This window comes from Microbulbifer maximicatervae (SeqCode) (genome assembly GCF_052467065.1).
This window is the reverse complement of sequence record NZ_CP174299.1, coordinates 1,490,702-1,517,500: the sequence shown is the minus strand read 5'-3', so window position 1 is coordinate 1,517,500 and position 26,799 is coordinate 1,490,702. Positions and strand designations below refer to the sequence as shown.

The following is a 26,799-nucleotide window of genomic DNA, read 5'->3' as shown; positions in this document are numbered from 1 at the left end:
TGAATACATAGGTTATGGAGGCGAACCCGGGGAACTGAAACATCTAAGTACCCGGAGGAAAAGAAATCAACCGAGATTCCCTTAGTAGCGGCGAGCGAACGGGGATTAGCCCTTAAGCTCTTTATGTTTTAGTGGAAGGTTCTGGAAAGTACCGCGATACAGGGTGATAGCCCCGTACACGAAAAGGCATTTAGAGTGAAATCGAGTAGGTCGGGACACGTGTTATCTTGACTGAATATGGGGGGACCATCCTCCAAGGCTAAATACTCCCAGCTGACCGATAGTGAACCAGTACCGTGAGGGAAAGGCGAAAAGAACCCCGGAGAGGGGAGTGAAATAGAACCTGAAACCGTATACGTACAAGCAGTAGGAGCCCTTCGGGGTGACTGCGTACCTTTTGTATAATGGGTCAGCGACTTATTGTCTGTAGCAAGGTTAACCGCTTAGGGGAGCCGTAGAGAAATCGAGTCTTAATAGGGCGTTTAGTTGCAGGCAATAGACCCGAAACCCGGCGATCTATCCATGGGCAGGTTGAAGGTTGAGTAACATCAACTGGAGGACCGAACCCACTAATGTTGAAAAATTAGGGGATGACCTGTGGATCGGAGTGAAAGGCTAATCAAGCCGGGAGATAGCTGGTTCTCCTCGAAAGCTATTTAGGTAGCGCCTCGCGTCTCACCCTCGGGGGTAGAGCACTGTTTGGGCTAGGGGGTCATCCCGACTTACCAACCCCATGCAAACTCCGAATACCGAGGAGTGCAATCGCGGGAGACACACGGCGGGTGCTAACGTCCGTCGTGGAAAGGGAAACAACCCAGACCGCCAGCTAAGGTCCCAAATATCAGTTAAGTGGGAAACGATGTGGGAAGGCCCAGACAGCTAGGAGGTTGGCTTAGAAGCAGCCATCCTTTAAAGAAAGCGTAATAGCTCACTAGTCGAGTCGGCCTGCGCGGAAGATATACCGGGGCTCAAACTGATAACCGAAGCTGCGGATGCTAATTTATTAGCATGGTAGAGGAGCGTTGTGTAAGCCGTTGAAGGTGGATCGGGAGGTCTGCTGGAGGTATCACAAGTGCGAATGCTGACATGAGTAACGATAAGGGAGGTGAAAAACCTCCCCGCCGGAAGACCAAGGGTTCCTGTCCAACGCTAATCGGGACAGGGTTAGTCGACCCCTAAGGCGAGGGCGAAAGCCGTAGTCGATGGGAAACAGGTTAATATTCCTGTACTCGCTATTACTGCGACGGAGTGACGGAGAAGGCTAGGCCGGCATGGCGATTGGTTGTCCATGTTTAAGGTTGTAGGCTGGGGACTTAGGCAAATCCGGGTCCCTAAGGCTGAGAACTGATGACGAAGCCCACTTAGTGGGTGAAGTGGTTGATGCCCTGCTTCCAGGAAAAACTTCTAAGCTTCAGGTAATAGTGAATCGTACTCTAAACCGACACAGGTGGTCAGGTAGAGAATACCAAGGCGCTTGAGAGAACTCTGGTGAAGGAACTAGGCAAAATGGTACCGTAACTTCGGGAGAAGGTACGCCGGTTTTGGTGATGGGACTTGCTCCCTAAGCTGAGGCCGGTCGAAGTGACCAGGTGGCTGCGACTGTTTATTAAAAACATAGCACTCTGCAAACTCGTAAGAGGACGTATAGGGTGTGACGCCTGCCCGGTGCCGGAAGGTTAATTGATGGGGTTAGCTTCGGCGAAGCTCTTGATCGAAGCCCCGGTAAACGGCGGCCGTAACTATAACGGTCCTAAGGTAGCGAAATTCCTTGTCGGGTAAGTTCCGACCTGCACGAATGGCGTAACGATGGCCACGCTGTCTCCACCAGAGACTCAGTGAAATTGAAATCGCTGTTAAGATGCAGTGTACCCGCGGCTAGACGGAAAGACCCCGTGAACCTTTACTACAGCTTTGCACTGAACTTTGAGCCTATTTGTGTAGGATAGGTGGGAGGCTTTGAAGCAGCGACGCTAGTTGTTGTGGAGCCGTCCTTGAAATACCACCCTGGTATGTTTGAGGTTCTAACTCTGGTCCGTTATCCGGATCGAGGACAGTGTATGGTGGGTAGTTTGACTGGGGCGGTCTCCTCCCAAAGAGTAACGGAGGAGTACGAAGGTGCACTCAGCATGGTCGGAAATCATGCAATGAGCATAATGGTATAAGTGCGCTTGACTGCGAGACAGACATGTCGAGCAGGTACGAAAGTAGGTCATAGTGATCCGGTGGTTCTGTATGGAAGGGCCATCGCTCAACGGATAAAAGGTACTCCGGGGATAACAGGCTGATACCGCCCAAGAGTTCACATCGACGGCGGTGTTTGGCACCTCGATGTCGGCTCATCACATCCTGGGGCTGAAGCCGGTCCCAAGGGTATGGCTGTTCGCCATTTAAAGTGGTACGCGAGCTGGGTTTAGAACGTCGTGAGACAGTTCGGTCCCTATCTGCCGTGGGCGTTGGAGATTTGAGAAGAGTTGCTCCTAGTACGAGAGGACCGGAGTGAACGAACCTCTGGTGTTCCGGTTGTCACGCCAGTGGCATTGCCGGGTAGCTATGTTCGGACGGGATAACCGCTGAAAGCATCTAAGCGGGAAGCCTCCTTCAAGATAAGATCTCCCTGAGGCCTTGAGCCTCCTGAAGGGCCGTGGAAGACTACCACGTTGATAGGCTGGGTGTGGAAGCGTTGTGAGGCGTTGAGCTAACCAGTACTAATTGCCCGTGCGGCTTGACCATACAACAGAGATGGTTACTAACGACTAGCTAAGCTAGCGGATTGTGAGTTAGAGACATACGATCGCTTGCGGTGTATTACTACAGATTGTTTTACCGACTTATTTGGGGTTATCGCCGGTCAACAACATGACCGAGGCAAACAGCGATAACGCGGCAGGCCAAGCACATTGCTTATAAGACCAACGCCAACCCAAGCCAGTTTGCCTGACGACAATAGAGTTGTGGAACCACCTGATCCCTTGCCGAACTCAGAAGTGAAACGCAACATCGCCGATGGTAGTGTGGGGCTTCCCCATGTGAGAGTAGGTCATCGTCAGGCTTCTAATCCGAAAGGGCCACCCAATAGGGTGGCCCTTTTTTTATGGCTGAAAATATTTTAAAGAAGCAAAAAACAAAAGCTAAAAAAATAAGAAAGGGAAGGAAGAGAGGGAAAGCAGAAAATACTTAGTAAAAATTAAATAGAAAAAATAAAAGTAATTCTGGAAAACTTTAATGCTCAACTTTCTATTTAAAAAATCAGTCAGTAATTAAAAAAAGAAAAACCTAAAACTACCTGAGCACCTTAAACAGACGCTCTCCTAAAAAGCCTATAAAAATAGGTCTTTACCGATCTTCTCTCCAAATGCCTTTACACTCACTCAAAAAATAATCCAACAAAAATAACTCGCGTAAAACTCAGAAAAGTACCCATACCACTCCCGCCAAAAATTAAATTTAGCCGGTAAAAATATCGGTGATTTTTTAGTCTCTGCAGTAATCCCCTGTAACCACGGGGCCTGCAGCCCGTTTATTAAAGTTATGCACAACTCTATCCAGACTTTCTGTTAGTAACGTTCTGCTCTTACTTTTAGTGGATAACCTGACACTTTTTTCGTTGGTTTTTTAATCGAATTATTTCATTGCACGAAATTAAAGGCTTCCAGACCTCTATCCAAAAGTTATGCACAGTACTATCCAAGAATTCTGTTAGTAACATCCCTGTAATGAAGAAAACATCTAAAGAGTTCTATTTTTACGATCTATTATCCAGTGTTGCAGTGGATAACCAGGACTGACTTTTCAGTTCTAAAAAGCTCGCTGGGGTGTGCTGTTAAGGAAGCATTCTATTAGCGACAAATTCCTCCGAGAGGCTTGCTAATGAGATTTCTACTTTTAATTTCCATGTCATTAGTACTTTTAGCTGCTGGATCGCTAAGGGCGCAGACGTTGGTAGTAGGAAATAAATATGAGGGCACTGTGAGTTTTATTGACCTGGCTTCCGGCCAAGAGGTTAAGAAACCGGAAACTGGAGGTTCGCCCCATGAATTAATAGTGTCGCCGGATAAATCTAAAGTGGTGGTAGTTTCTTATCTTGAAGATGGCTACGTGGGAGAAGAGCTGAATGTATTCGATATCGCGAGCGGTAAGCGTCTGAAAAGAATTGATATCAGTCCACACAAAGGCCCACACGGTATCGCTTGGCTGGGCGACAGCAATAATGTGATTGTTACAACAGAAGAAACCAGCGACGTGATAAAGGTGGATGTGGCTGAAGGAAAAGTATTGGGCGTTGCCCGTACTGATCAGGTAGGTAGCCATATGCTTGCACTATCACCTGATCTGAAGACCGCCTATGTTACTAGCCGGGGGTCGGATACGTTCAGTGTAATTGATACAGAGACTATGGAGTTGAAATCTACAATACCGGCAGGGGATGGGCCGGAGGCGGTGTGGGTAAGCCCCGATAATAGCGAGCTATGGATAGGAAATAATCAGTCAGAAAATATCTTTATTTTCGATACTGAAACATTAAAGCAAAAAGAAACGATAGATGTTGGTTTTCTGCCTATCCGAATCAGGTTTCACCCTGATGGTGAAGTGGTAGCTGTAGCAGACTTAAATGGCAATCGTATACTCGTGTATGACGCCAAGACCCGTAAACAGTTACATGAGATTGATGTCGGCAGCGCAGGGGCCAGACAGCCAGCATCGCTATTTTTCTCTCCAGACGGAAAGTTTTTGTTTGCCGGTTCTCAGAGAGACGGAAAAGTTGTTGAAATAGATACCGCAACTTGGAAAGTTAAGCGTATATTTAATGCGGGACAAGGGTCAGATGGTATTGAGTGGAGCCCAGTAAATATTCAGCAATAAATATTCCTGCACTCCACTGTTAAATTAATGAATCAGGTAGGAACTGTGTAGATTTTTAAGTCCTGAAATATTCCATCAATCGAATAATAATTTGGAATAGTTTCACTATGCACTCCACCTACGCGTTCTGCTACGGCTATACTGGCACTGTTTTCAGATAAGCAGTGAATTTTCAACGCTTGAATATCGTGCAAATCTTTCAAGTAGCTAGATATTTTATTTACGATTCGAGTCACGATTCCATTGCCATGGCAGCTTTTACATAACCAATATCCTATTTCTGCATTTTGTTTTTCAAGGTCAATTTCCTTGATACCAAAGATCCCGACTACCTTGTCTGAATAGTGGATCTTGTACCAGGATGCTCCGAAACTATTGCTAAATACTCTGTCGGCAATATATTTTTCTGTGGTTGGGAGGTCGACAACAAGCTTTGCCCAATAGAGATATTTCTCTAGCAGTGGTCTGTTATTTTCAATTAAGGTAAAGATGATTTGTGTGTCACTATCCAAAAGTGGATCGAGTTTGATATCACTGTTTACTACTATAGGCTTCTTAGTCATCCTTTTGCCTCTCCATTTTTTAGCGATATTTTTTAGTCATTAGCAACCTAACCAACTGGTAGAGTTTTCCTGATTAGGTGAAACAACAGAAAGAGCCTGTGGAAGGTATCTAGGTTTCCAGCATAAAAGTTACCGGGCCGTCATTGACTAGTGAAACCTGCATATCCGCTGCAAATATTCCAGTGTCCACTGGCGTAAATTGGGCTTTGGAACTTTTAACGAAATAGTTGTAGAGCTCCTCCGCGTATTCTGGTGATGCGCCGCGACTAAAGCTCGGGCGTAAACCTCTATCAGTTTCGGCAACTAGTGTGAACTGACTGACAATCAGGAGCCCACCTCCCGCCTTTTGGAGGTTGAGATTCATACGCCCTTTATCATCGGGAAAAATACGGTAATTCAGGACTTTGTGCAGCAGCTTATCTGCACTATGAGTAGTGTCCTGGGCTTCGATACCTAGCAGCAGGAGGATACCTTTATCTATGGCCCCAACGGCCTCTCCCGCTACATTAACCTGGGCATGGCTTACCCTTTGGATCAATCCTTTCATCTCACTTCTCTCTGCTGCTCTGGAACCGATCGTCTAAATCGCCTAGATTAGCGGACTGTTCCCAGTAGAGAAACCGAGAATAACGGTATGAAGAGACAGCTAGTGGCACTGGTTGCCGGTGCACTTGCTGCGGTGAGTGTTCACGCAGCTGATAGCTATCCGGATAGTAAGCCGGGTGCTCAAATTGATGAATATTTTGGTCAAAAGGTGGCTGACCCCTATCGCTGGATGGAAAAAATGTCCAGTGATGAGGTAAAGAGTTGGGTGGCTAAACAGAATGACCATTCATTACCGCGTTTGAAGGAGCTGCCCGGGTGGCAGAAAATCAATGACCGGCTTGCAGAACTATGGCGCTACGAGCGCTACGGTGTTCCGTACAAGAAGGGCGATAGCTATTACTACAGCTACAACACCGGTGATTGGGATCAGAATGTTTTCTATAAGGCCTCTAGCCTGTCTGCTGAGGGCGATACGGTTTTAGATCCACGCACCCTAAGTGAAGATGGCACTATTGCTGCCAAGCGCCTCAAAGTCAGTCCAAAGGGCCGCTATCTGGCTTACGGTATCTCGGATGGTGGCACTGACTGGACCGACTATCGTATTCGCGACCTAAAGACAGGCAAGGATCTGAAGGAACAACTGACCGGTATCAAGTTTAGTGATGCCAGTTGGGCGCCGGATGAGTCCGGTTTTTACTATAGCCGGTACCCGTTTAACAGAGATGGCACGGCGGATGATAGCAAACAGGTAGCCGTATATTTTCACCGACTGGGAGATGCCCAGGAGAGTGATCAACTGGTCTATGAAATTACTGATCATCCCACCCGCAATCCAGGCGCGACGGTGAGTGACGATGGCAACTATCTCCTGTTTGGCATCTTCGATGGCTATGACTCGAACGGCTTTTACTATCGCGATTTACGGGATGAAAGCGGCAAGGTAGTTAAGCTTCTGGATGACTGGGATGGCCTATACCAGTATCTCGGTAATAAAGGCAGCACCTTTTACTTTGAGACCAGTGCGGGAACACCACTGGGCCGTGTAATCGCTATTGATCTGAATAAGCCGAAACGCAAACACTGGCGCGATCTGGTGCCGGAGACGACTAGTGCCCTGCAGAGTGCCAGTTATATCGGTGATCGCTTTGTGCTTCACTACCTGGAGGATGCGAAATCGCGAGTGCTGGTGACCGATACTAACGGTAAGAAACAGTACGAGCTGAAGCTGCCAGGGGTGGGCTCAGTGAAGGGGTTTTATGGTGAGCCGAATGAAGTTGAGACCTTCTACGCTTTCTCTAATTTTATTACCCCGCCGAGTATCTACCACCTGAATGTACAGACTGGTGAAACCAAACTGTTCAAGCAGCCAAAATATGCAGCAGACTTTTCCGATCTGACTGTGAGTCAGCATTTCTATAAGAGTAAGGACGGTACCCGGGTGCCTCTATTCGTCGTGCATAAGAAGGGAATGAAGCGAGATGGCTCCAACCCGACGCTGCTTTATGGATATGGTGGTTTTAACTCCGCTCAGTTACCGCGCTTCTACAACCGCTTTGTCGGTTGGTTGGATATGGGCGGCACCCTGGCACTGGCCAACTTGCGCGGTGGTAGCGAGTACGGCAATGCTTGGCACCAGGCGGGTACCAAGACGCAAAAGCAAAATGTCTTCGATGATTTTATCGCTGCAGCTGAGTGGCTGATCGAGGAGAAAGTCACTTCCCCTGAAAAGCTTGCTATTAGTGGTCGCTCCAATGGTGGACTATTGGCGGGGGCAACGCTGGTACAACGACCGGATTTGTTTGCGGCGGCATTACCGGTAGTCGGTGTCCTGGATATGCTGCGATATCATACCGCTTCCGCTAATGCCCGGCAGTGGTCGAGCGATTATGGGCTTAGTGAAAATCGCGATGAGTTCAAAGCGCTGCATGCCTATTCTCCGGTCCACAACACCCGTGAGGGCACCTGCTATCCGGCCACGCTGATCACAACTGCCGATCGCGATGATCGAGTGGTTCCCTGGCACAGCTACAAATTTGCGGCAGCCCTACAAAAAGATCAGGGCTGTGACAAACCAGTCTGGCTTGCCGTAGAGACTCGGGCTGGGCACGGTGCAGGCAAGCCGGTATGGATGCAGGTGGAAGACTTCGCCAATCAGTGGAGCTTCCTTGCCTACCAGCTGGGCATGAAAATCGAGTAGCCTTTCCAGCTAACCCAGCAAGAGTAATAGCGGGATCAATCAATAAAACTCCCGGTAGGGCGATTGCAAAGGGGTTTAGTTTTGCGGCGGTGTCACTAGTGAAGTTAGTGTGCCGCCCACTCTGTCGGAGTGGTGGTATCGCCAACCGGTCTGCCCTTCCGGAAGGAGGTGGCTTCGATAGAGCTAATCACTGGGTATGAATAACGATAACAACTCATCCGGTGGATTTATGAAACACGCATTTGTAACCGGGGGAACCGGTTTTCTCGGCGCTAATTTGGTAGAGCAATTGGTTGGTGATGGATGGAAAGTTACCGCTATGCATCGGCGTACCTCCAATACCGATATGTTGCGCTCTTTGGGCGTCAACCTGGTTGAAGCCTCTCTGAATGATCCTCAGTCCCTTCAAGCTGTAATCCCAGATAATGTCGATGCGCTTTTCCATATGGCGGCTAATACCAGTATGTGGCGCGGTGGTAATGCCCAGCAATGGAAAGATAATGTTGAGGGGGCGGCGAATATTGCCAAAGTTGCCAGGGAGAAAAATGTAGGGCGTATGGTGGTGACCAGCTCAATTTCTGCTTATGGCTACCATAAGGAAAGAATTACTGAAGAAAGTGATAAGCTGGCAGATGACCCTCATCATCACTATCTGTACACGAAAAAAAGAGAGGAAATTGCCGTTCGCAAGGAAATTGAGCAGGGCCTGGATGCGGTATTTCTAAACCCTTGTGCAATTGTTGGTAAATACGATACCACCAGCTGGGCGCAGACCTTTTTTCTGATTGATAAAAATCAATTACCAGGTGTTCCACCGGGCTGGGGTTCTTTTTGCCATGCCGGTGCAGTAGCGCGAGCGCATATCGATGCGGTTGAAAAGGGGCGGTGTGGCGAAAATTATATCCTGGCCGGAACGGATGCCAGTTTTTTAGAGTTCTTTGGAAAGATCGCTGAGCTATTGCATAAACCTGTACCAAAACGCACCACACCGGCATTTCTAATTCAGTCTATCGCCTGGTTTTCCGACCTCTGGTCTCGGGTGAGTGGGCAAGAGCCAGTTATTACCCCTGAAAAAGCCACGTTGGTAACGCGGAGAGTCGTTGCTAGTAGTGCTAAAGCTGAACGTGAACTCGGTTATCAATCGGGGGTGGCTTTGGATACTATGTTATGCGAATGTCGCGATTGGTTAGTGCAGAACAATTTGTTGGAGTCGAAGTGAATCGTAATAATATTATTTTTGGGTTAGTTGCCTTGCTTTTGGTTTTACAGCTTATTCAGTATTACTTTTTCTCCGGCGCAAGCTAGTCATAAAAAGGAAGTAATGATGACGGAAAAGCGCTGTGACTGGTGCCTGTCTACACCACTTTATCAAAATTACCACGATGAGGAGTGGGGTAGGCCGGTTACCGATGACCAGACCCTGTTTGAGTTTTTGTTGCTGGAGGGGGCCCAGGCGGGCTTATCCTGGATTACAGTACTCAATAAGCGGGAGAATTATCGTAAACTGTTTAATAATTTTGATGCTGAAAAAATTGCTCGGTACACCCCTAAAAAGGTAGAGAAATTACTTCTCAACCCAGGAATTATTCGCAATCGGCTCAAGGTTGAATCGGCCATCAAGAATGCACGGGCAACACTCGAGTTGCGCGATCGCGGTATTTCCTTAGGGGATTTTCTCTGGCAGTTCACCGGTGGAAAAGTGATTGTTAATCGCCCCCGCTCCATGAAGCAGGTGCCGGTCACAACAGCAGAATCTGATGCGATGAGTAAGGCGTTAAAGAAAGCGGGTTTTAGTTTTGTGGGATCAACCATTATGTATGCGCATATGCAGGCAACTGGAATGGTCAATGATCACTTGGAAACGTGTCCGGCTCATCAGCGTTGTGTCGATGAGGCGCAGAATTTAGGTTTGGCTTGAATTTAAAATAGGGATTTATTTTCGAGGGTCGATGAATATTAATAGCTTGCTCAACGAGTACTGGCCCCAAGTAACAGCATTATCCCTAAAGCTGGCGGCCGCACTACTGGTAGTTTTGGTGACGCTGTTTGTGGCCCATCTTGCCCGCCGAGCGGTTGATCGTCTGCCGGACCGGTTTGATATTACCTTGCGCCCAGTACTGAGCAGTATTTCGAGCTGGGCGGTTTATATTGTTGGCGCACTGCTGGTATTGGATGTCTTTGGTATTAACACTACCAGCTTAATTGCTCTACTCGGCGCTACTGGTGTGGCAGTAGCCTTAGCGTTGAAAGATACCCTGCAAAATATTGCTTCGGGGTTCCTATTGCTGGGATTGCGGCCGTTCCGCGTTGGGGATGTGATTCAGTTCGGTACCATAATGGGCACTGTTCGCGAGGTAGGGCTATTTACTACGGAGCTGGATACCACTGATGGGCTGCGTATTACCGCACCCAACAGTGCTATCTGGGGGCAAGTGCTCACCAATTTCAGTCGCAATAAGACTCGCCGTATCGAGATTGTGGCGAGTATTGCCTATGGCGATGACATTGATCGCGGTCTAACAGTATTACGTCGCTTGGTAGAACAGGAACCCCGTATTCTCGCTGAGCCAGAGCCAAGTTTCGCTGTTAAGGCGCTTGCTGACAGCGCGGTCAATTTACAGTTGCGGGCCTGGGCTGCCAATGATCAGTACTGGGATGTTTACTGGTCCCTGATGCAAAAGCTTAAGCCTGCACTGGAGGCAGAAGGCTTTACGGTACCCTTTCCCCAGCGAGAGCTACATATCGTGGACCGGGCTGCCACTATGCGTTAGCCTATTACTGCAGGGTCACTCGTGACAATATCCTGCTCCAGGTATTGGGCCCACCTAGTCCAAAATCTCCGATTTGCCTCAACTCAACGCAAACATATGGCGTTCTGGGGGGCATGAATCGACACCTCACCGAATTCGTGTCAAAGTTAGCGGCGTTTTTTTGTACAACTTTTGATCGAGATAGGAAGATGCCGATAAAGCTGAACAACCCACTGATCCCCAGCCTGCTGGCTGTCGCTATCCTTGCGGGCTGTCAGGGTGACAAGAGTACCCAGACTGTAGCCAACGTAGATAAGCCCCAAAATGCGGTTGCCGAGGCCTCAGTAACTGTAGATGCGGTTGCCGAAACCAAGCGCCTGACTGAGTGGCTGGATGAGCGTTATGAGGAACAGCTGCAGTTCAGCCCGATTCAGCTGTCCTACCTGGGTCGCAAAGACCACTACGACCAAATCGACGATATGAGTGAAGCCGCAGAGGCTCGCCGCTTGGTTTGGCAAGAGAAAAGTGTTGAAGAGCTCAAGAAGAATTTCGACTACAGCAAGCTGACGCAGGAAGGGAAAACCTCCTACGATATCTGGATTTATCAGTTTGAACAGGCCAAGGCCGCTGCGCCGTTTATCCGTCACGGCTACATCTTTGAGCAGATGGGAGGTGCACAATCGCAGTTGCCCAACTTCCTGCTGAACTTCCACAAGGTCGACAACGTTGAAGATATGCAAGCGTATATCACCCGTATCGGTGGTATCTCCCGCGCGATCAACCAGTTGCTTGACCGCGCCAAGCTGTCGTCCAAAGAAGGTATCCGCCCCCCGCGCTTTGCCTATGAGGGTGCGATTGATCAGTCCAGTAAATTGATTGAAGGCGCGCCGTTTACCGATGGTGAAGATGCACCTCTGTGGGCCGGTGCCAAAGGAAAGATCGCTGAGCTGCTCGAAGCCGGTACTATTGATCAGAAGCAGGCAGACAAGCTGACTGCGGAAGCGCGCAAGGCATTAGAGACTGAGTTCTTCCCCGCATATCAAGGGCTGGTTACCTGGCTCAAAGCGGATATGCAGGAGGCCTCAGCAGAGCCTCAAGGTGCTAGTAGCTTGCCCAATGGTATGGCCTACTACAATCAGCGCCTGGCCAATACCACAACTACGGACCTAACTGCCGACCAGATCCACAATATCGGCCTGGAAGAAGTGGCGCGTATCCGTGGTGAGATGGAAACTATCAAGAAGCAGGTTGGTTTCGAAGGTAGCCTGCAGGACTTCTTCAAGTTTATTCGTGAAGATGGTCAATTCTACTACCCGAATACCGATGAGGGTCGCCAGGGCTACCTGAATGACTCAACTGCGTTCCTGGACAATATTACCAAGAAGTTGCCGGAATACTTTGGCCTTCTGCCGAAAGCTGAGTTGGTCGTAAAGCGGGTTGAGTCCTTCCGTGAGCAGGATGGCGGTGCTCAGCATTACTACCCCGGCACACCCGACGGTTCCCGCCCGGGTATTTACTATGCGCACCTGTCCGATATGAGTGCCTATTCCACGACTGATATGGAAACTGTGGCCTACCACGAGGGCAACCCCGGTCACCATATGCAGATCTCAATTGCTCAGGAATTGGAAGGTATCCCGCAGTTCCGCACTCAAGCTCACTTTACTGTCTATGTAGAGGGCTGGGCGCTGTACTCTGAGAAGCTTGCTAAAGAAATGGGGGCCTTCGAAGATCCCTATAACCTGTTTGGCCACCTGACGGCTGAAATGTGGCGAGCCATTCGCCTTGTTGTTGATACCGGCCTGCACGCCAAAGGCTGGAGTGAAGAGCAAGCGGTGGAGTACTTCCTGGAAAACTCCGCAATCCCCGAGACTGCAGTACGTTCCGAAGTGCGTCGTTACCTGGCGTGGCCGGGCCAGGCGACTGCTTACAAGATCGGTATGCTGAAGATTCAGGAGCTGCGCAAGCAGGCTGAAGATCAGTTGGGTGATAAATTCGATATTCGCGGATTCCACGATACCGTACTGGGTGGCGGTGCTTTGCCAGTGCCCGTATTGGAGAGCCGCGTAGCCTCTTGGGTGGAATCAGTGAAGCAATCATAAGCTTCTTAGCTGACTCTTTTAAAAAGCCGGGCATAGCCCGGCTTTTTTATTGGGCTTATTTCTGTGAATATCGTCTGTGTATAGAGGAAAGCTGGTTTTCCCTAAAATAATTGTTTATGGAAAAGTCCCAATGGATTCAAATATTTACTCTGCCCCAGAGGCTGAATTAGATACTGTTTCAGAAGATGAAGCGCAGTTTTATATAGTTTCACCAACCAAATTCTGGGTAATGAGCCTAGGTACAGTGGGTATCTATTCAGTTTATTGGTTTTACCGTCATTGGGCAGAATATCAGCGTGCTAGTGGAGAGAATATGTGGCCGGTTATGCGGGCGATATTCTCTATCTTTTTTACTCATTCCCTTTTTTCCAGGATTCAAAGCCGTATCGAGATTGATAAGGTGGATTACCGCTGGGTGCCGGCACTTTGGGCTACGTTATATGTAGTTTTTGCGATTGCCGGGGCTATTGTCGACAGGATTTCCTATTACTCCGATGTAATTTCATTGATCGATATAGTAAGCATACTTCTCTTACCCTTTACATTGTGGCCACTTTATGAGGGTCAGAAAGCTGCCAATATGGTTAATGGAGATATTTCAGGACAGGCTAACTCGAGATTTACTCCCTGGAATTTTGTTTGGTTGGCTGTAGGGGCTGTGTTTTGGGGAGTGGGTATTTTTGGGGCTTATTATCTGCTGGGCAATGTATAAGAGAGGAGTATCTATGAGACGTTCAGGATTTATTATCGTAGCTCTGCTATTACAACTGTTTCCTTCCGCTTTATGGGCGGAGCCAACACCCACTGAAATTACCGTGCGCGCCAAGGCCATGGATGCCAAGTTTATTGGCTCCTCCATCGGTGGTGCCATGGTTATTATTCGCGATGCAGATTCTGGGGAAATTCTTGCCAAGGGGCTTACCCAAGGGAGCACCGGTGACACCACCAGAATTATGAAAACGCCTCGAGAGAGGTTCCAATCTATCGCCGATGGCGCTGCGCATTTTACCGCTACACTGAATATCAGTGAGCCGGTGTTTCTGACGGTGGAAGTTCTTGCGCCATATATCAAAAAGCAGGCCCGAGTGGTGGCGCAGACACAGACTTGGCTGGTTCCGGGAAAGCCTATCTCTGGTGATGGGTTGATTGTGGAAATTCCGGGAATGTTGGTAGATTTACTCAGTCCACAGACCCATCTCTATACAGGCTTGAACCAGAGTCCCTTTGAGATTCGCGCTAATGTGGTAATGATGTGCGGATGTTCACTTACCGATGGTGGGCTTTGGGACGGCAGTAAGATAGAAGTTGTGGCATTGGTTAAAAGAGATGGCAAATCATTTGCTCGAGTGCCGCTAGAGATACAGGAGACTATGAATACCTTTAGTGCGCCCTTTGCGACGGATTTGCCAGGTGTTTATGAAATTGTGCTATATGCCTATGATCCCAAGACTGGAAATACCGGTGTGGATCGGGGGAGCTTCATTGTGCGCTAGGCAAGTGCGGCAAGCCGTCTGAGATATGGATTTCTATGGATATTCGGCAGGCTATAGAGAGTGACCTCGAAGGCATGTGGAGCCTCTTTAGTGTTGTGCGAATCAGAGGGGATCTACCTTTTTCGCATAAGATCAGTCGAGAAGTGTTTTCTGCTCAATGGCTTAATGACGACTTACAGACTTATGTTGCCGAAGAGTTACCTCACCTGCTGGGGGTGTATAAATTAGGGGTTAATTTCCCTGGTATTCATAGCCATGTCGCGACAGCCAACTTTCTCGTGCACACGGATGTGCGCGATCGCGGTGTAGATCGTGCACTGGTCCAGCATGCAATCGCCAGAGCCCAGGACGCCGGCTATTTGGAAATGCAGTTCAACTACGTTCCCAGCGACAATGAGCCCGTAATTACCCTTTATACCGAGCTGGGCTTCACTATTATCAAAACGCTAGATAGAGCATTTACCGACCCTTTGGGAAGGTTGCAAGATGCTTATGTTATGCAGCGGTTTTTACAGTAGCTCGCCTGGTTATGGACCGGCAAAACCCAAAACACCAAAAGGAAAGCCGGGAAGCGCTAATTGAGGAGCATCGACCGGAGCGTATTGAGGCGCGCTTGCGAAGTCGTCCACAGTCACAGTGGCTCTCTGATTTTGTTTTGGGAGCGATAGATGGCTGCGTAACTACCTTTGCCATTGTTGCAGGCGCTTTTGGTGCAGGCTTCTCCGAGGCGGTTGTGCTCGTGATGGGCTTTGCCAACCTTATCGCTGATGGTTTCAGCATGGCGGTAAGCAATTATGAAGCTGCAAGTGTGGAGCGTGAGCAACGAGCCGCGGCTATGCGTACAGAGCGTCAGCATATTGCTTTAATTCCCGAGGGAGAGCGGGAAGAGATCAGGCAGATTTTCTATCGAAAGGGATTTCGAGGTGAAGTTCTCGATAATATTGTTGCCACTATCACCGCGAATCAAAAGCTGTGGATAGAGACAATGCTGGCGGAAGAGTACGGTATAAGCCGCTTAGAGCATAAGCCTCTGGGGGCGGCACTGATAACCTTCGCCGCTTTTTTGTGTGTAGGTGCTATTCCCCTGTTGCCCTACCTTTTCCACAGCCTTAATCCCGCCGAACAATTTTATGCGAGCGCCGTTCTTTCGGTCTGCGCTTTTTTTGCTATTGGCTTGTGCAAAGGATTGGTGTTTTCCCACCACCTGCTGGTGGCGGGCTTAAAAACTCTGTTTTTTGGCAGTAGCGCAGCGGTCCTGGCACTCGCCGTTGGCTATCTACTGCGCCACTTGGTGACTTAATATTTATGCGGCTACCACTTTGTTGCGCCCGCCATTCTTGGCTCGATACATACGTTTATCTGCTTCGGCCAATAGCTGATTGAGTGGCTTGCCATTGGTACTGCCTTCGACGACTCCGAGACTGATTGAGATTTTTACCGGGCGTGTATAGCGGCGACTGAGGGTGGATACTCTGCGACGAAGTTTTTCTGCAAGGACACTGCCGCCTTTCAAGTCAGTATTCGGCAATAGCAATAAAAATTCTTCGCCGCCCCAGCGCGCCACAATATCCTCAGATCGGGTGTTACTTTTCAGTATCTTGGCAACATCTTGTAATACGCGGTCGCCAAAGGCGTGCCCGTAGGTATCGTTGATCATCTTGAAGTTATCTAAGTCTCCGATAAGGATGACATATTGATCTTTCAGCTCATCATTCCGGCGCTCTAATTCATGAATGGCGCGAAATGCTTCTCTGCGATTTGCCAATCCGGTCAATGTGTCCGTGGCAGCATAAGTCTCCAATTCACCTGTTAATCGCTGAAGGAGCTGTTGAGTTTGGTGGCGGCTACTGTCAAGTAATGCAGTTAGAGCCGTGAGTGCGCCAAATACTGCAATAAAACGCGCACGATAGGCCGTATCATATTTGGCCGTGAGTCCTGGGAAATCTGGATAAAACAGGATTGCTGCCGTAGCGAGACCTATGCCGAGCAGTGCGGTGGTGCCGGTTTTATAGCCGTAAAGGTTGATAAATCCGGGGACCAGCATAACTGCCCACATCAATCCGGTATTGTTTACACCACCAGTCATTAGTAAGTAGAAATACAGCGCCAATAAAAGAATTCCCACCAATAATGGCGTTTTCTCGGTAGGACCGATAATGTTGACAGTGATATATGCAAATAAAATAACCACCGCGACGATAAAAAGCGTCGATGCCTGCAGGATATTAGTTGCAGTAAGGGCGATGATCGCCATGGCTCCGGTGATAGCCATAGCGAATATCAGCATATAAGAGGAGGCTAATATCCGTCTGCGCAGATCTATGCGCTGCACTTCATCAATAGAGGTGGATATCGCGGGGTTTTGATTGTTATACCCTGAGCTCATAGTCATTCCCGTTGCTATACCGACTGCAACCTTCCGCTTGCTCGGGACCGTCCTGCATCATACAACTATGCTGGTAGCCACTGCCGGAGTGAAGCAATGGTGAGTATAGGGGGAATCTGTCACCGACCAAAGTAGCAAGCTACAGTATCAGTAACTCAAACTTTAGAACTGAGAAATCGTGACACAAATTCAACTGACTTCTGGCGATATTTTGACGATGCGTGGAGATGCGCTGGTGTGTCCGGCACACAAGCACCTTATTCGGGGGCGGGGGCTTTCAGCGCAGATTTATGCCCATTGCGGGACTCAATTAACTCCCCAGTGTACCAAGCAAAGAGCCTGCCCAGTCGGTGAAGCTCGCCTGACTCGAGCCTATGATTTACCGGTCGATTACTTATTGCATACTGTTACGCCCCAGTGGAGCAGTGGCGATCAATGGGGGAGCCAGGCCATAGTGCTGTTGAGGCACTGCTATGAAAGCGTTTTGGAGTTGGCGATAGAGCGCGGTTGCAAAACGATACTGTTTCCGGCACTGGGAGCTGGCACTAACCGCTTCCCTCACGAGATTGCAGCACATCAGGGATTGGCCGTTTTACGCGCTTATGCCTCAAGGTTCGAGAGACTCACAGTTTGTTTGCACTCACAAACTGCATTGGCGCAGTGGCAGAAAGTTGAGCAGCGCTTTTATGGCCATCATTGATGTGTCACGGGTAATTGGATGGGATTCAATCTACTTGTACTAATTATTTAGTAAAGCACTATTGATTCCATACAGTTACTGGTTACTTCAATAACCTAATGTGGCGTATATAAGTTAGTTCTGCGGTGCAGGCATATCGAGCCATGGAATGTCAGTCTAACAAGCAACAACTTACTAAGTTCTCTTTTGATCTCATTAATTGAGAGTTATTCGGGTGTTATACAGCCTTTTCTAACTCTTCCGTTGATTATTAAGTGCTATGCCTACATTTAATTATTTGGTTCTAGCGTACTAAATGTTACTTTCGTTGGTCTTAATGAGCCATCTATTCGATAAGGTTAGTTATTAATGATTTAATAAATACGTCCGGCTTCTATGCGTATTTTTTAAATATAAAAAATTTTTAGTGGCTATAAATTATTGTAAAGTCTGCATACAGGAACAAGAAATCTATAAAGATGTAGGGCATAGATGTGCTTTGTGTCTAGGGTGGGAGTCCCCTAAAGTAAAAAAGAGATCCTTTTTTTACAGTTCCCAATGCCGTTGCTGAATAGAAAGCGCGTTATTATTCGCTGCAACTGGGACTGGTTTGTCATCCTGCCTACCACTTTCATTAGAGGGCTCTTATAGTTATGTCTTTCTTTAAGCTTGTAGTATCTCAGCGAGTAGAGTCTTTATCTGATGGCGCTATCTTTGCTGACCTCACTGATGAGGGAATTAATATTCCCATTAATATTTGTTTCTATAATATTTTTTGCGGCATTTTTTAAACTGATTTCATACTTAATCCCTACGGCAAAAATAGAGCTTGATAAGAAACTAAGGCTAAGATATTTGGGGCTATGGGTTAAACCAGCAAATCCGTAACAGCTTTAGAACCCTCTAGTTTTTGTTTGTTTTTTTCATCTTTGATGGCTTTGAGGCTAAATAGTTATTTTGTTGTCAGCTCCAATGGAGTGAAATTTAACTTATTATTTTCTCTTTTTCCTAAAGAGTATAATTGGAGTCAAAATCAGGCTGTTGAAACAGCTACTGGTACTGGTCCGGCACCTAGCCGCTGGATTCCAAAATACATTTTTAGAATGGATGACAATGTCAGCATAAATTTAATTGATCATAAGATGCAGAGATTTACTGCGTCTTATCCAGGCTTAGAATTTATCTACAAGATCAAAAATTATATTAAGTGCGAGCAAAATTTGACAGATGATGGTATTCGTTGATTGAGAAACCATTTGTCAAAGGGCGACTTTGATGAAGTGATGCATATTTTACAAGATACGCCGTAATAATTATTTTGAGCGCGGACTAATAATAAATAGAAAGGACCCGATAAGGGCCCTTTTTATTAGAAGAAACATGCAGCCGCCTTCCTTGAGAAGACGGCCAAAGTGTATCCAGGTTACTGGCAGGAACTCGCTTCCCAGTACTGGGGAGCGTTAGCCGGGGACCACCAGTTGGGTCCAAAGGTAGACACGTAAACCTGGCCTTCAAAGGTTACTAGGTCGCCAACTTGATAGCCTTCGTCACCAGCATATGGTTGCTGGAATTCGGGGCAGGAAGCGGTCTCACCTGAACCTTGATCGCTGTCGGTGTTGTCATCGGAACCGTTATCGGCGTTGTCGTCAGAACCGCTATCGGAGCCATTGTCGTTGTTATCGCCAGAGCCGTTGTCGGAGCCTTCGCCCTCAGTTTGACAGGTGGTTTCGGTCCACAGCGATGGCGCGGAACCTGGAGACCACCAGTTTGGCTCGTGGGTGGACTCGTAGGCGACTCCTTCAAAGACAACAACGTCACCGACTGAATAACCTGGGTCGCCGGCATAGGGCTGCTCAAACGCGACGCAGGTGCTGCTTCCGCCATTATTATTGCCGCCGCCACTTCCGGTGTCGCCAGTATCTCCGGTGTCTCCGGTGTCTCCGGTGTCTCCGGTGTCTCCGGTGTCTCCGGTGTCTCCGGTGTCTCCGGTGTCTCCGGTGTCTCCGGTGTCTCCGGTGTCTCCGGTGTCTCCGGTATCGCCAGTGTCTCCGGTATCGCCAGTGTCTCCGGTATCGCTATCACTGGAGCCACCCTGTCCGAAGACCTCGAGCGCGGCATCGAGTAGTGGATACTGGTACTCATTGTTTTCCAGTAGCATTCCGCCGCGGAGCTGCCAGATCATCACGCCACCCAGGCCCTGGTCGAGCACATATTGGGCGCGTGCGGCAATAGAAGTCGTATCTTCGAACGAGATAAAACCGCCATCCTCAAACCAACCGTAGTGGGTGACAGCCTCTGGATCGTAAGCGGTCTGGAATGAAGAGTCGCTCTGCATTTTCTCGACGATCTGGTAGTAGCGCGTCTCGGTGTCAGAGCCCCAGTGCGCCACGTCTTGTCCGGAGGCGGCTTCACCGATTGCGGTGGCGCCAGCCACGCTGCGGCCGTAGTGGGACATACCCAGGGTGATCTTCTCAGCGGGAATATTTCCCTCAGTCATCCACATATTGCGGCAGCTGTCTGCGTCGAAGCCTTCGTTGACCTGGCCTTCATAGGGATACAGCGGCGAGGTGTGCTGGGCTACGGTGTCCCAATCGCCACCAAAGTCATAAGTCATCAGGTTGACATAGTCGAGGACTTCGCCCACAGCAGCAAAATCATAACCCTCTTCTGCAATCGAGGGGCCACAGGCCACGGCAGCGGTCAGTTCCAGATTTTTGCCGGTCTCCGCTTCAACCTCATCGAAGCGCGCGCGCAGCTCTTGCAGCAGGGTGGTGAAGTTTTCTTTGTCGATCGAGCGTCCGCCGTTCGGTGCATAGCCGGGGTATTCAAAATCGAGATCGAGGCCATCGAAATCCCAGTCAGTAAGCAGTGTCACTGCATTTTCGATAAAGGCTGCACGTGCGGTATCGCTCTCCATCATCTCAGAGACTTTGTGGGAGAGGGTCCAGCCGCCCATGGATAGGATTGCCTTGGCACCGTCGTCGTGTACCGATTTTACGAAACCTGACTCGTGGTCATTCCAGCCCTGGCAGACCGCGGGCTGAATACTGGAATCGTATTGGCTGTAGGGGTGCCAGAATTGCGGCGAGCATTTTACGGGACCATCACCGGCGCCGCCGGAAAATGATTGGGCGCCCAGGCCGTAGAAAACGTAGGGGTCTGTAAAGTAGATGTTGCCGTCTTCGTCATTCCAGGCAAAGGCGTACTGAACGTGAGTGAGCTTGGAAAAATCCACGTTGTCATGGGTGAAGGATGAGTCGGCCCAGTATTCCCAATCGGCCCAATAGGCAGATACACGTTTAGAGGTTTCTTGTGCGCTGACGTTTCCGCTGATGGCGATTGCTGCTGCGAGTGTCGCCGCTGCTTTTAATTTAAACCCAAATTTAGATCCGCGTTCACTGCGGCTGCCCACCAACATCCTTGTTCGATCCTGAGATTGCAGGAAAGAAAACATTAGATTGACCTCCCATAGGTCTTAATTATGTATAAAAAAATTTGTCGTTATATGTGGAAAAATTTGAATAAATGGAGAGGTAAAAGTTCCGCGGGGAAATGTGGAATAAATGTGCAAGCCACGGAGAACAGTGGCTGAGTGGCTATATTTATTTCCGCTATAATTTTGTGATGGGGACAATAAAAAGTGCGTACATAAATTTAATTGCACCTTTCAGGAATAAATATTTGGGCAGGTCAGCGATAAAAATGTTCGATTATTTAATTTAAAAAGAAGATAAATTTCCTTTTTAAATTAAGAGGTGGGGGAAAAAATACCGGTTACTGGCGAGCGTTATTTGCGGCCTATTGCAAGCAGCCTCCCCCGCAGTTTAGTACAGCACGGCCGCTGTCGAGTTAATCAATCACCTTTTAACTATGTAATGTTTCCACGGAGCAGTTTTTGATTATCTCTCTTCAGGGATTGAAGATGTCATGAAATGGTAAAACAAAAAAGGGCCCAGGGGGCCCTTTTTAAAGTTGAAGAAAATACTAATTATTTCTTCGCGCGCTTGCGCATATTTTCCTGCAAAATTTTCTTGCGCAAGCGGATAAAGTTAGGAGTCACTTCTACCAATTCATCGTCTTCGATAAATTCCAGAGCCTGCTCAAGGGTGTGACGAATGGGTGGTGACAGAGTGAGTGCATCGTCAGTACCTGACGCGCGCACATTAGTGAGCTGTTTGGCCTTGGTGGGGTTTACCACCAGGTCGTTGCCACGGGAGTGAATACCGACGATTTGGCCTTCGTAGACCTCTTCGCCGTGGCCCAGGAACAGGCGACCACGATCTTGCAGTGCGAATAGACCATAGGCGAGGGTTTTGCCCTTGACCATGGAAACCAGTACACCGTTGATGCGCTTGGCCACTTCACCCTGCTTCACCGGACCGTAGTGGTCGAAGATACTGGTCATAATGCCAGAACCACTGGTGATGGTAAGGAATTGGGAGCGGAAGCCGATCATGCCGCGCGAGGGCACGATAAAGGTTAGGCGCACGCGACCTTTGCCATCGGGCTCCATATTGGTGAGATCGGCCTTGCGCAGGCCCAGCTCTTCCATAATGGGCCCCTGATGGGGTTCCTCAACATCGATAACCACTTCTTCATAAGGCTCGTGGATCTCTCCGTCGACCTCTCTCTGCACCACTTCGGGGCGGGAAACGCCCAGCTCGAAACCTTCTCGGCGCATGGATTCGATCAGGACAGACAAGTGCAATTCGCCACGGCCGGAAACCTTGAACTTATCAGGAGAGTCGCCTTGCTCTACACGCAGGGCCACGTTGTGAATCAGCTCCTGGTCAAGGCGCTCTTTGATGTTGCGCGAAGTAACGAACTTGCCATCCTGGCCGGCAAAGGGGGAGTCATTGACCTGGAAGGTCATGCTTACGGTGGGCTCGTCCACGCTCAGGGCGGGCAGGGCTTCTGGAGTATCCAGGTCGCACAGGGTATCGGAGATATTTAGCTCACCCACACCGGTGATACACACGATATCGCCAGCACTGGCTTGCTCCACTTCCACACGCTCCAGGCCGAGGTAACCCATAACCTGCAGGACCTTGGCTTTGCGCGAGTTGCCTTCGCGATCGAGAACCACCACTTGCTGGTTCGGCTTCAGGGTACCGCGAGTGATACGGCCAACGCCGATTACGCCTACGTAACTTGAGTAGTCCAGAGCGGAAACCTGCATCTGGAAGGCGCCGGTGGGGTCAACCTTCGGGGGCTCAACCTTGTCCACAATCATCTGGAACAGCGGCGTCATATCGTCGGCCAGGTCAGTGTCGTCGAGACCGGCGATGCCGTTCAGGGCGGAGGCGTAGACAACCGGGAAGTCCAACTGTTCGTCGGTGGCGCCGAGGCTGTCGAACAGGTCGAATACCTGATCCATAACCCAGTCGGGGCGAGCGCCGGGGCGGTCGATCTTGTTAATCACCACGATCGGGTTGAGGCCCTGCTCAAATGCCTTCTGGGTTACGAAGCGGGTCTGTGGCATGGGGCCATCTACTGCGTCTACGAGCAGCAGAACTGAATCCACCATGGACAGTACGCGCTCTACCTCGCCGCCGAAGTCGGCGTGCCCTGGGGTGTCGACAATATTGATGCGGTAGTCATTCCAGCGGATAGCGGTGTTCTTCGCCAAAATGGTGATGCCACGCTCACGCTCTTGATCGTTGGAGTCCATGACGCGCTCGGCGCCTTCGTCGCGGCGGTCGAGAGTGCCGGACTGGGACAACAGCTTGTCCACAAGGGTGGTTTTGCCATGGTCTACGTGGGCGATAATCGCAATATTGCGCAGATTCTCTATCACTGGGGGCCTCTGGGCGTTAAATCTTGGTAAGTCGGGGCGGGGGCCTGCGGGGTTTCTACAGCAGCATTCCGGCCAAAGGCGGCGATTATAGGGGGGCCGCATGACAATTGGGAGTGATTTTGAGTAAAAAATCACCGCCCCGGGGCGCTGTTCGCTTTAAAACACGCGCGGGCGGTGATTGCCCGCGCCTTGAGCAGAAGTTACTTCTTAATGGTTTCCGGTCTGTGGGGAATCAGCGGGCGCAGCACACCCACATTGCGAAAACCTTCATCAAGCAGGTGTGAGGCATGCAGGCGGCTCATAACGCCTTTAGAGCAATACAGGAGGTACTCGCGCTCCTGGTCCAGGTGGGCGAAGCTGTTGTTGAGGCGGTAGAAAGGAATAGTCTGCACCTCACAGCCTAGCTCCAGTGGATCCAGCTCCTCCTCATCAGGGTGGCGGATATCGATCACCACGGCGCTGCCCGGCTCCTCGCGGATCTCCACATCCGGCGCTTCGCCATCGACTTCTTCGATCACCTGATCAATATTCTGCATCACCCGATTGCTGATAGCGCGATCGAGGACGGTGAAATCGAAACGGTTTTCCTCGGACTCCACTTTTTCAATCTTGGCGCGGGTGGTGGGTTTTACCGAGATAACGCCGCAGTACTCCGGCATATTGGCGGCAAACTCTTCGGTGCCGATGGCCCGGGAGGTACGGATAATATCGGTCTTGTCGGTGGTGATCAGTGGGCGCAATACCAGGGTATTGGTAACACTGTCGATCACCGACAGATTTTTCAGGGTCTGGCTGGAAACCTGGGCGATGGCTTCACCGGTGACTACGGCGTCCACCTCCAGTTCTTTAGCGATCACATCGGCGGCGCGCAGCATCATGCGTTTCAAAATGACGCCCATATGGGAGTCGTCGACCCGCTCGAGAATTTCTGCCACTACTTCGTCAAACGGCACGGTTATAAAGCGCACCCGATGGGAAGCGCCGTATTTGTTCCACAGGTAGTAGGAGACTTCTTTCACGCCCAGCTCGTGCTGGCGTCCGCCCAGGTTGAAGAACAGGAAGTGGGTGCGGATACCGCGCTTCATGGTCATGTAACTGGCCACGGTAGAGTCGAAGCCACCGGATACCAGCGACAAAACCGGGTCTTGCGTTCCGAGGGGGAAGCCGCCCAGGCCGGGATGCTGCTCTTCGATCACGTTGAGCTTGTCGTGGCGGATCTCCAGTTTAACGGTGATGTCGGGGTTTTTCAGTTTGACTCCGGATGCCTCGGTATTCTTGTTGAGGCCGCCACCCACATACTGCTCCACATCCAGGGACTGGAAGTCGTGTTTACCGGTGCGCTTAACCCTGACGCAGAAAGTCTTGTCTTTCAGGGCTGCTCCCCAAACCGACAGGGTTTTCTCGTACATGTCGTGCAGGTCGCCCAGGGGGAACTGGCGCACGCGGGAGAAGTTGGCGATGCCGGGGGTATGAGAGAGCACCTCTTCGATACGTCCACCCAGGTGGGACACAGCATCGGGCGCGATCACATCGATCTTTTCCCAATCCTTGCGCACCTGGATACGGTCGTCCAGCTGGCGCAGCAGGCGCTGCAGGTTGTCCTTGAGCTGGCGCGACATGCGCTTGCGCACAGGGTTGCTCTTGATGGTGATCTCTGGAAAAAACTTGACGACAAAGTGCATGGGAATCCGTGGGGTACCGCATGTTGATAGAAGGTGCGGCATTATAAACTAGCCGGAGCCAAGTTGGTTGTGCACTGTTTGCGGGCGAAGCGAGAGCAAATATGTTCTATTTTGGTGCGTATTTGTGTGGCTGCTCGGCCACAATACATCTATCCTGGCTGCGTCAGCACTTTGCTGGGGCTCGCACCGGCGCCAACCGGGACTATGAGGCGATTGCCCTAATTTGGCACACTCCTTGCTTTATTTCACGCCAGGGAGAGAGTGAATGCCGGCAGCGACAGCAAGGCATAGCGACCAATTACTTTTCAAGACCTGGAGGACTGCAATGTCAGCGAAAACGCTCGGTTTGATTAATGAAAGTGAAGCGAAATGGATAGACCTGCGCTTTACCGATACCAAGGGTAAAGAACAACACGTTTCCATCCCTGCGTCGGAAGTTGACGGTGAGTTCTTTGAAGAAGGCAAAATGTTCGATGGTTCTTCCATCGCCGGTTGGAAGGGCATCAACGAATCCGACATGATCCTGATGCCGGATGACGAGACAGCTTTCCTCGACCCCTTCACCGATGAGAGCACCGTTATCATTCGCTGTAACATCGTCGACCCAATTACTGGTCAGGGTTACGAGCGCGATCCTCGCTCCATCGCATTGCGCGCTGAGGAATACCTGAAGTCCACTGGTCTGGGTGACACCGCTCTGTTCGGTCCCGAGCCCGAGTTCTTCGTATTCGACGATATTACCTGGGGTGCCGAAATGGGCGGCGCCTTCTACAAGATCAACTCCGAAGAAGCAGCCTGGTCCTCTGGTCACAACTTTGCCGAAGGCAATATTGGTCACCGCCCCGGCGTTAAAGGCGGTTACTTCCCGGTTCCTCCGGTGGATTCCCTGCACGACGTTCGCGCCGCTATGTGTTCTGCGATGGAGCAAATGGGCCTGCGCGTAGAAGTGCATCACCACGAAGTGGGTACTGCTGGCCAGTGTGAGATCGGCGTTGCCGCCAACACCCTGACCAAGAAAGCGGACGAAGTACAGATCCTCAAGTACGCTGTACACAACGTTGCCCACGCCTACGGCAAGACCGCGACCTTTATGCCCAAGCCGCTGGTTGGCGATAACGGTTCCGGTATGCACGTCCACCAGTCCTTTAGCAAGGATGGCGTAAACCAGTTTGCCGGTGACGCCTACGCTGGTCTGTCCGAAGCTGCTCTGTACTACATCGGCGGTATCGTTAAGCACGCTCGCGCCCTGAACGCGCTGTGTAACGCTTCCACCAACTCTTACAAGCGTCTGGTACCTGGCTTCGAAGCGCCGGTAATCCTGGCTTACTCTGCGCGCAACCGCTCTGCGTCTATCCGTATTCCTTTCGTGCCCTCCCCGAAAGGCAAGCGCATCGAGACTCGCTTCCCGGACCCGACCGCCAACCCGTACCTGTCTTTCGCCGCACTGCTGATGGCGGGTCTCGACGGTATCAAGAACAAGATCCACCCTGGCGATGCTGCGGACAAGGATCTGTACGATCTGCCGCCGGAAGAGCTGGCTGAGTACCCGACTGTCGCTTCCAGCCTGGAAGGCGCCCTGGATGCTCTGGACCAGGATCGTGAGTTCCTGACAGCCGGTGGTGTATTCACTAACGATGCTATCGATGCCTACATCGAGCTGAAGCGTGAAGAAGTAGAGCGTCTGAACATGACCACTCACCCGGTCGAGTTCGATATGTACTACTCCGTGTAATGGCGACCGGCA

19 protein-coding genes and 2 rRNA genes (1 of these 21 running past the window's edge) are annotated in these 26,799 nt (G+C 50.1%); 15 read left to right on the top strand and 6 right to left on the bottom strand.

Going from position 1 to position 26,799, the window contains the following annotated elements:
* From ACJJI1_RS06685 to ACJJI1_RS06675, 3 genes are all read left to right on the top strand, one after another.
* Window positions 1-2,730 (top strand): 23S ribosomal RNA (locus tag ACJJI1_RS06685) (it extends 154 nt beyond the left edge of the window).
* Between the two features lie 203 nt (window positions 2,731-2,933).
* A 5S ribosomal RNA gene (gene rrf / locus ACJJI1_RS06680) occupies window positions 2,934-3,049 on the top strand.
* An 818-nt stretch (window positions 3,050-3,867) separates the two neighbouring features.
* Window positions 3,868-4,860: a YncE family protein gene (locus tag ACJJI1_RS06675; protein WP_444906927.1), complete on the top strand. Its 993-nt coding sequence runs from the start codon at window positions 3,868-3,870 to the stop codon at window positions 4,858-4,860.
* Between the two features lie 32 nt (window positions 4,861-4,892).
* Here ACJJI1_RS06675 and ACJJI1_RS06670 read toward each other — a convergent pair whose 3' ends face one another.
* Both ACJJI1_RS06670 and dtd read right to left on the bottom strand, forming a co-directional pair.
* Window positions 4,893-5,423 carry a GNAT family N-acetyltransferase gene (locus ACJJI1_RS06670; RefSeq protein ID WP_444958918.1) on the bottom strand — a complete coding sequence of 177 codons (531 nt, stop codon included), beginning with the start codon at window positions 5,421-5,423 and terminating at the stop codon, window positions 4,893-4,895.
* Window positions 5,424-5,532: 109 nt separating this feature from the next.
* On the bottom strand, window positions 5,533-5,970 hold the full coding sequence (gene dtd, locus ACJJI1_RS06665) for a D-aminoacyl-tRNA deacylase (RefSeq protein ID WP_444958917.1): 438 nt from the start codon (window positions 5,968-5,970) through the stop codon (window positions 5,533-5,535).
* Between the two features lie 87 nt (window positions 5,971-6,057).
* On the opposite strand from dtd, the gene ACJJI1_RS06660 reads away from it, so the two are divergent.
* The 9 genes from ACJJI1_RS06660 (at window position 6,058) to ACJJI1_RS06620 (ending at window position 15,811) form a co-directional block, all read left to right on the top strand.
* Complete coding sequence (locus ACJJI1_RS06660; RefSeq protein ID WP_444958916.1) at window positions 6,058-8,166, top strand: prolyl oligopeptidase family serine peptidase; 2,109 nt, start codon at window positions 6,058-6,060, stop codon at window positions 8,164-8,166.
* A 229-nt stretch (window positions 8,167-8,395) separates the two neighbouring features.
* Entirely contained in the window at window positions 8,396-9,385 is a 990-nt protein-coding gene (locus ACJJI1_RS06655) for an SDR family oxidoreductase (RefSeq protein ID WP_444958915.1), read from the top strand.
* 105 nt (window positions 9,386-9,490) lie between these two features.
* Entirely contained in the window at window positions 9,491-10,084 is a 594-nt protein-coding gene (locus tag ACJJI1_RS06650; protein WP_444959363.1) for a DNA-3-methyladenine glycosylase I, read from the top strand.
* 31 nt (window positions 10,085-10,115) lie between these two features.
* The gene (locus tag ACJJI1_RS06645; protein ID WP_444958914.1) at window positions 10,116-10,937 is read left to right on the top strand and encodes a mechanosensitive ion channel family protein; all 822 of its coding nucleotides are present in this window, start codon (window positions 10,116-10,118) and stop codon (window positions 10,935-10,937) included.
* A 188-nt stretch (window positions 10,938-11,125) separates the two neighbouring features.
* Window positions 11,126-13,018: a DUF885 domain-containing protein gene (locus ACJJI1_RS06640; protein ID WP_444958913.1), complete on the top strand. Its 1,893-nt coding sequence runs from the start codon at window positions 11,126-11,128 to the stop codon at window positions 13,016-13,018.
* Window positions 13,019-13,148: 130 nt separating this feature from the next.
* Window positions 13,149-13,730, top strand: coding sequence for a hypothetical protein (locus tag ACJJI1_RS06635; RefSeq protein WP_444918527.1), 582 nt, complete (start codon window positions 13,149-13,151; stop codon window positions 13,728-13,730).
* Window positions 13,731-13,743: 13 nt separating this feature from the next.
* Window positions 13,744-14,511: a hypothetical protein gene (locus tag ACJJI1_RS06630; RefSeq protein ID WP_444958912.1), complete on the top strand. Its 768-nt coding sequence runs from the start codon at window positions 13,744-13,746 to the stop codon at window positions 14,509-14,511.
* Window positions 14,512-14,546: 35 nt separating this feature from the next.
* Entirely contained in the window at window positions 14,547-15,029 is a 483-nt protein-coding gene (locus ACJJI1_RS06625) for a GNAT family N-acetyltransferase (protein WP_444958911.1), read from the top strand.
* 11 nt (window positions 15,030-15,040) lie between these two features.
* Window positions 15,041-15,811 (top strand): VIT1/CCC1 transporter family protein, encoded by a 771-nt coding sequence (locus ACJJI1_RS06620; RefSeq protein ID WP_444958910.1) that lies wholly within the window; start codon window positions 15,041-15,043, stop codon window positions 15,809-15,811.
* Between the two features lie 3 nt (window positions 15,812-15,814).
* Here the strand turns inward: ACJJI1_RS06620 and ACJJI1_RS06615 are convergent, their stop codons facing one another.
* The gene (locus tag ACJJI1_RS06615; protein ID WP_444958909.1) at window positions 15,815-16,897 is read right to left on the bottom strand and encodes a GGDEF domain-containing protein; all 1,083 of its coding nucleotides are present in this window, start codon (window positions 16,895-16,897) and stop codon (window positions 15,815-15,817) included.
* Window positions 16,898-17,075: 178 nt separating this feature from the next.
* On the opposite strand from ACJJI1_RS06615, the gene ACJJI1_RS06610 reads away from it, so the two are divergent.
* Together ACJJI1_RS06610 and ACJJI1_RS06605 are read left to right on the top strand one after the other, a co-directional pair.
* Window positions 17,076-17,597 (top strand): macro domain-containing protein, encoded by a 522-nt coding sequence (locus ACJJI1_RS06610; RefSeq protein WP_444958908.1) that lies wholly within the window; start codon window positions 17,076-17,078, stop codon window positions 17,595-17,597.
* 893 nt (window positions 17,598-18,490) lie between these two features.
* Window positions 18,491-18,820 (top strand): hypothetical protein, encoded by a 330-nt coding sequence (locus ACJJI1_RS06605; RefSeq protein ID WP_444958907.1) that lies wholly within the window; start codon window positions 18,491-18,493, stop codon window positions 18,818-18,820.
* Between the two features lie 179 nt (window positions 18,821-18,999).
* Here the strand turns inward: ACJJI1_RS06605 and ACJJI1_RS06600 are convergent, their stop codons facing one another.
* From ACJJI1_RS06600 to thiI, 3 genes are all read right to left on the bottom strand, one after another.
* Complete coding sequence (locus ACJJI1_RS06600; RefSeq protein ID WP_444958906.1) at window positions 19,000-21,030, bottom strand: glycosyl hydrolase family 18 protein; 2,031 nt, start codon at window positions 21,028-21,030, stop codon at window positions 19,000-19,002.
* Window positions 21,031-21,564: 534 nt separating this feature from the next.
* Window positions 21,565-23,373, bottom strand: coding sequence for a translational GTPase TypA (gene typA / locus ACJJI1_RS06595; protein WP_282930811.1), 1,809 nt, complete (start codon window positions 23,371-23,373; stop codon window positions 21,565-21,567).
* A 200-nt stretch (window positions 23,374-23,573) separates the two neighbouring features.
* Window positions 23,574-25,055 (bottom strand): tRNA uracil 4-sulfurtransferase ThiI, encoded by a 1,482-nt coding sequence (gene thiI, locus ACJJI1_RS06590; RefSeq protein ID WP_444926205.1) that lies wholly within the window; start codon window positions 25,053-25,055, stop codon window positions 23,574-23,576.
* 325 nt (window positions 25,056-25,380) lie between these two features.
* On the opposite strand from thiI, the gene glnA reads away from it, so the two are divergent.
* Window positions 25,381-26,787, top strand: a complete 1,407-nt coding sequence (gene glnA, locus ACJJI1_RS06585) for a glutamate--ammonia ligase (RefSeq protein WP_108734896.1) — start codon at window positions 25,381-25,383, stop codon at window positions 26,785-26,787.
* Window positions 26,788-26,799 lie beyond the last annotated feature (12 nt).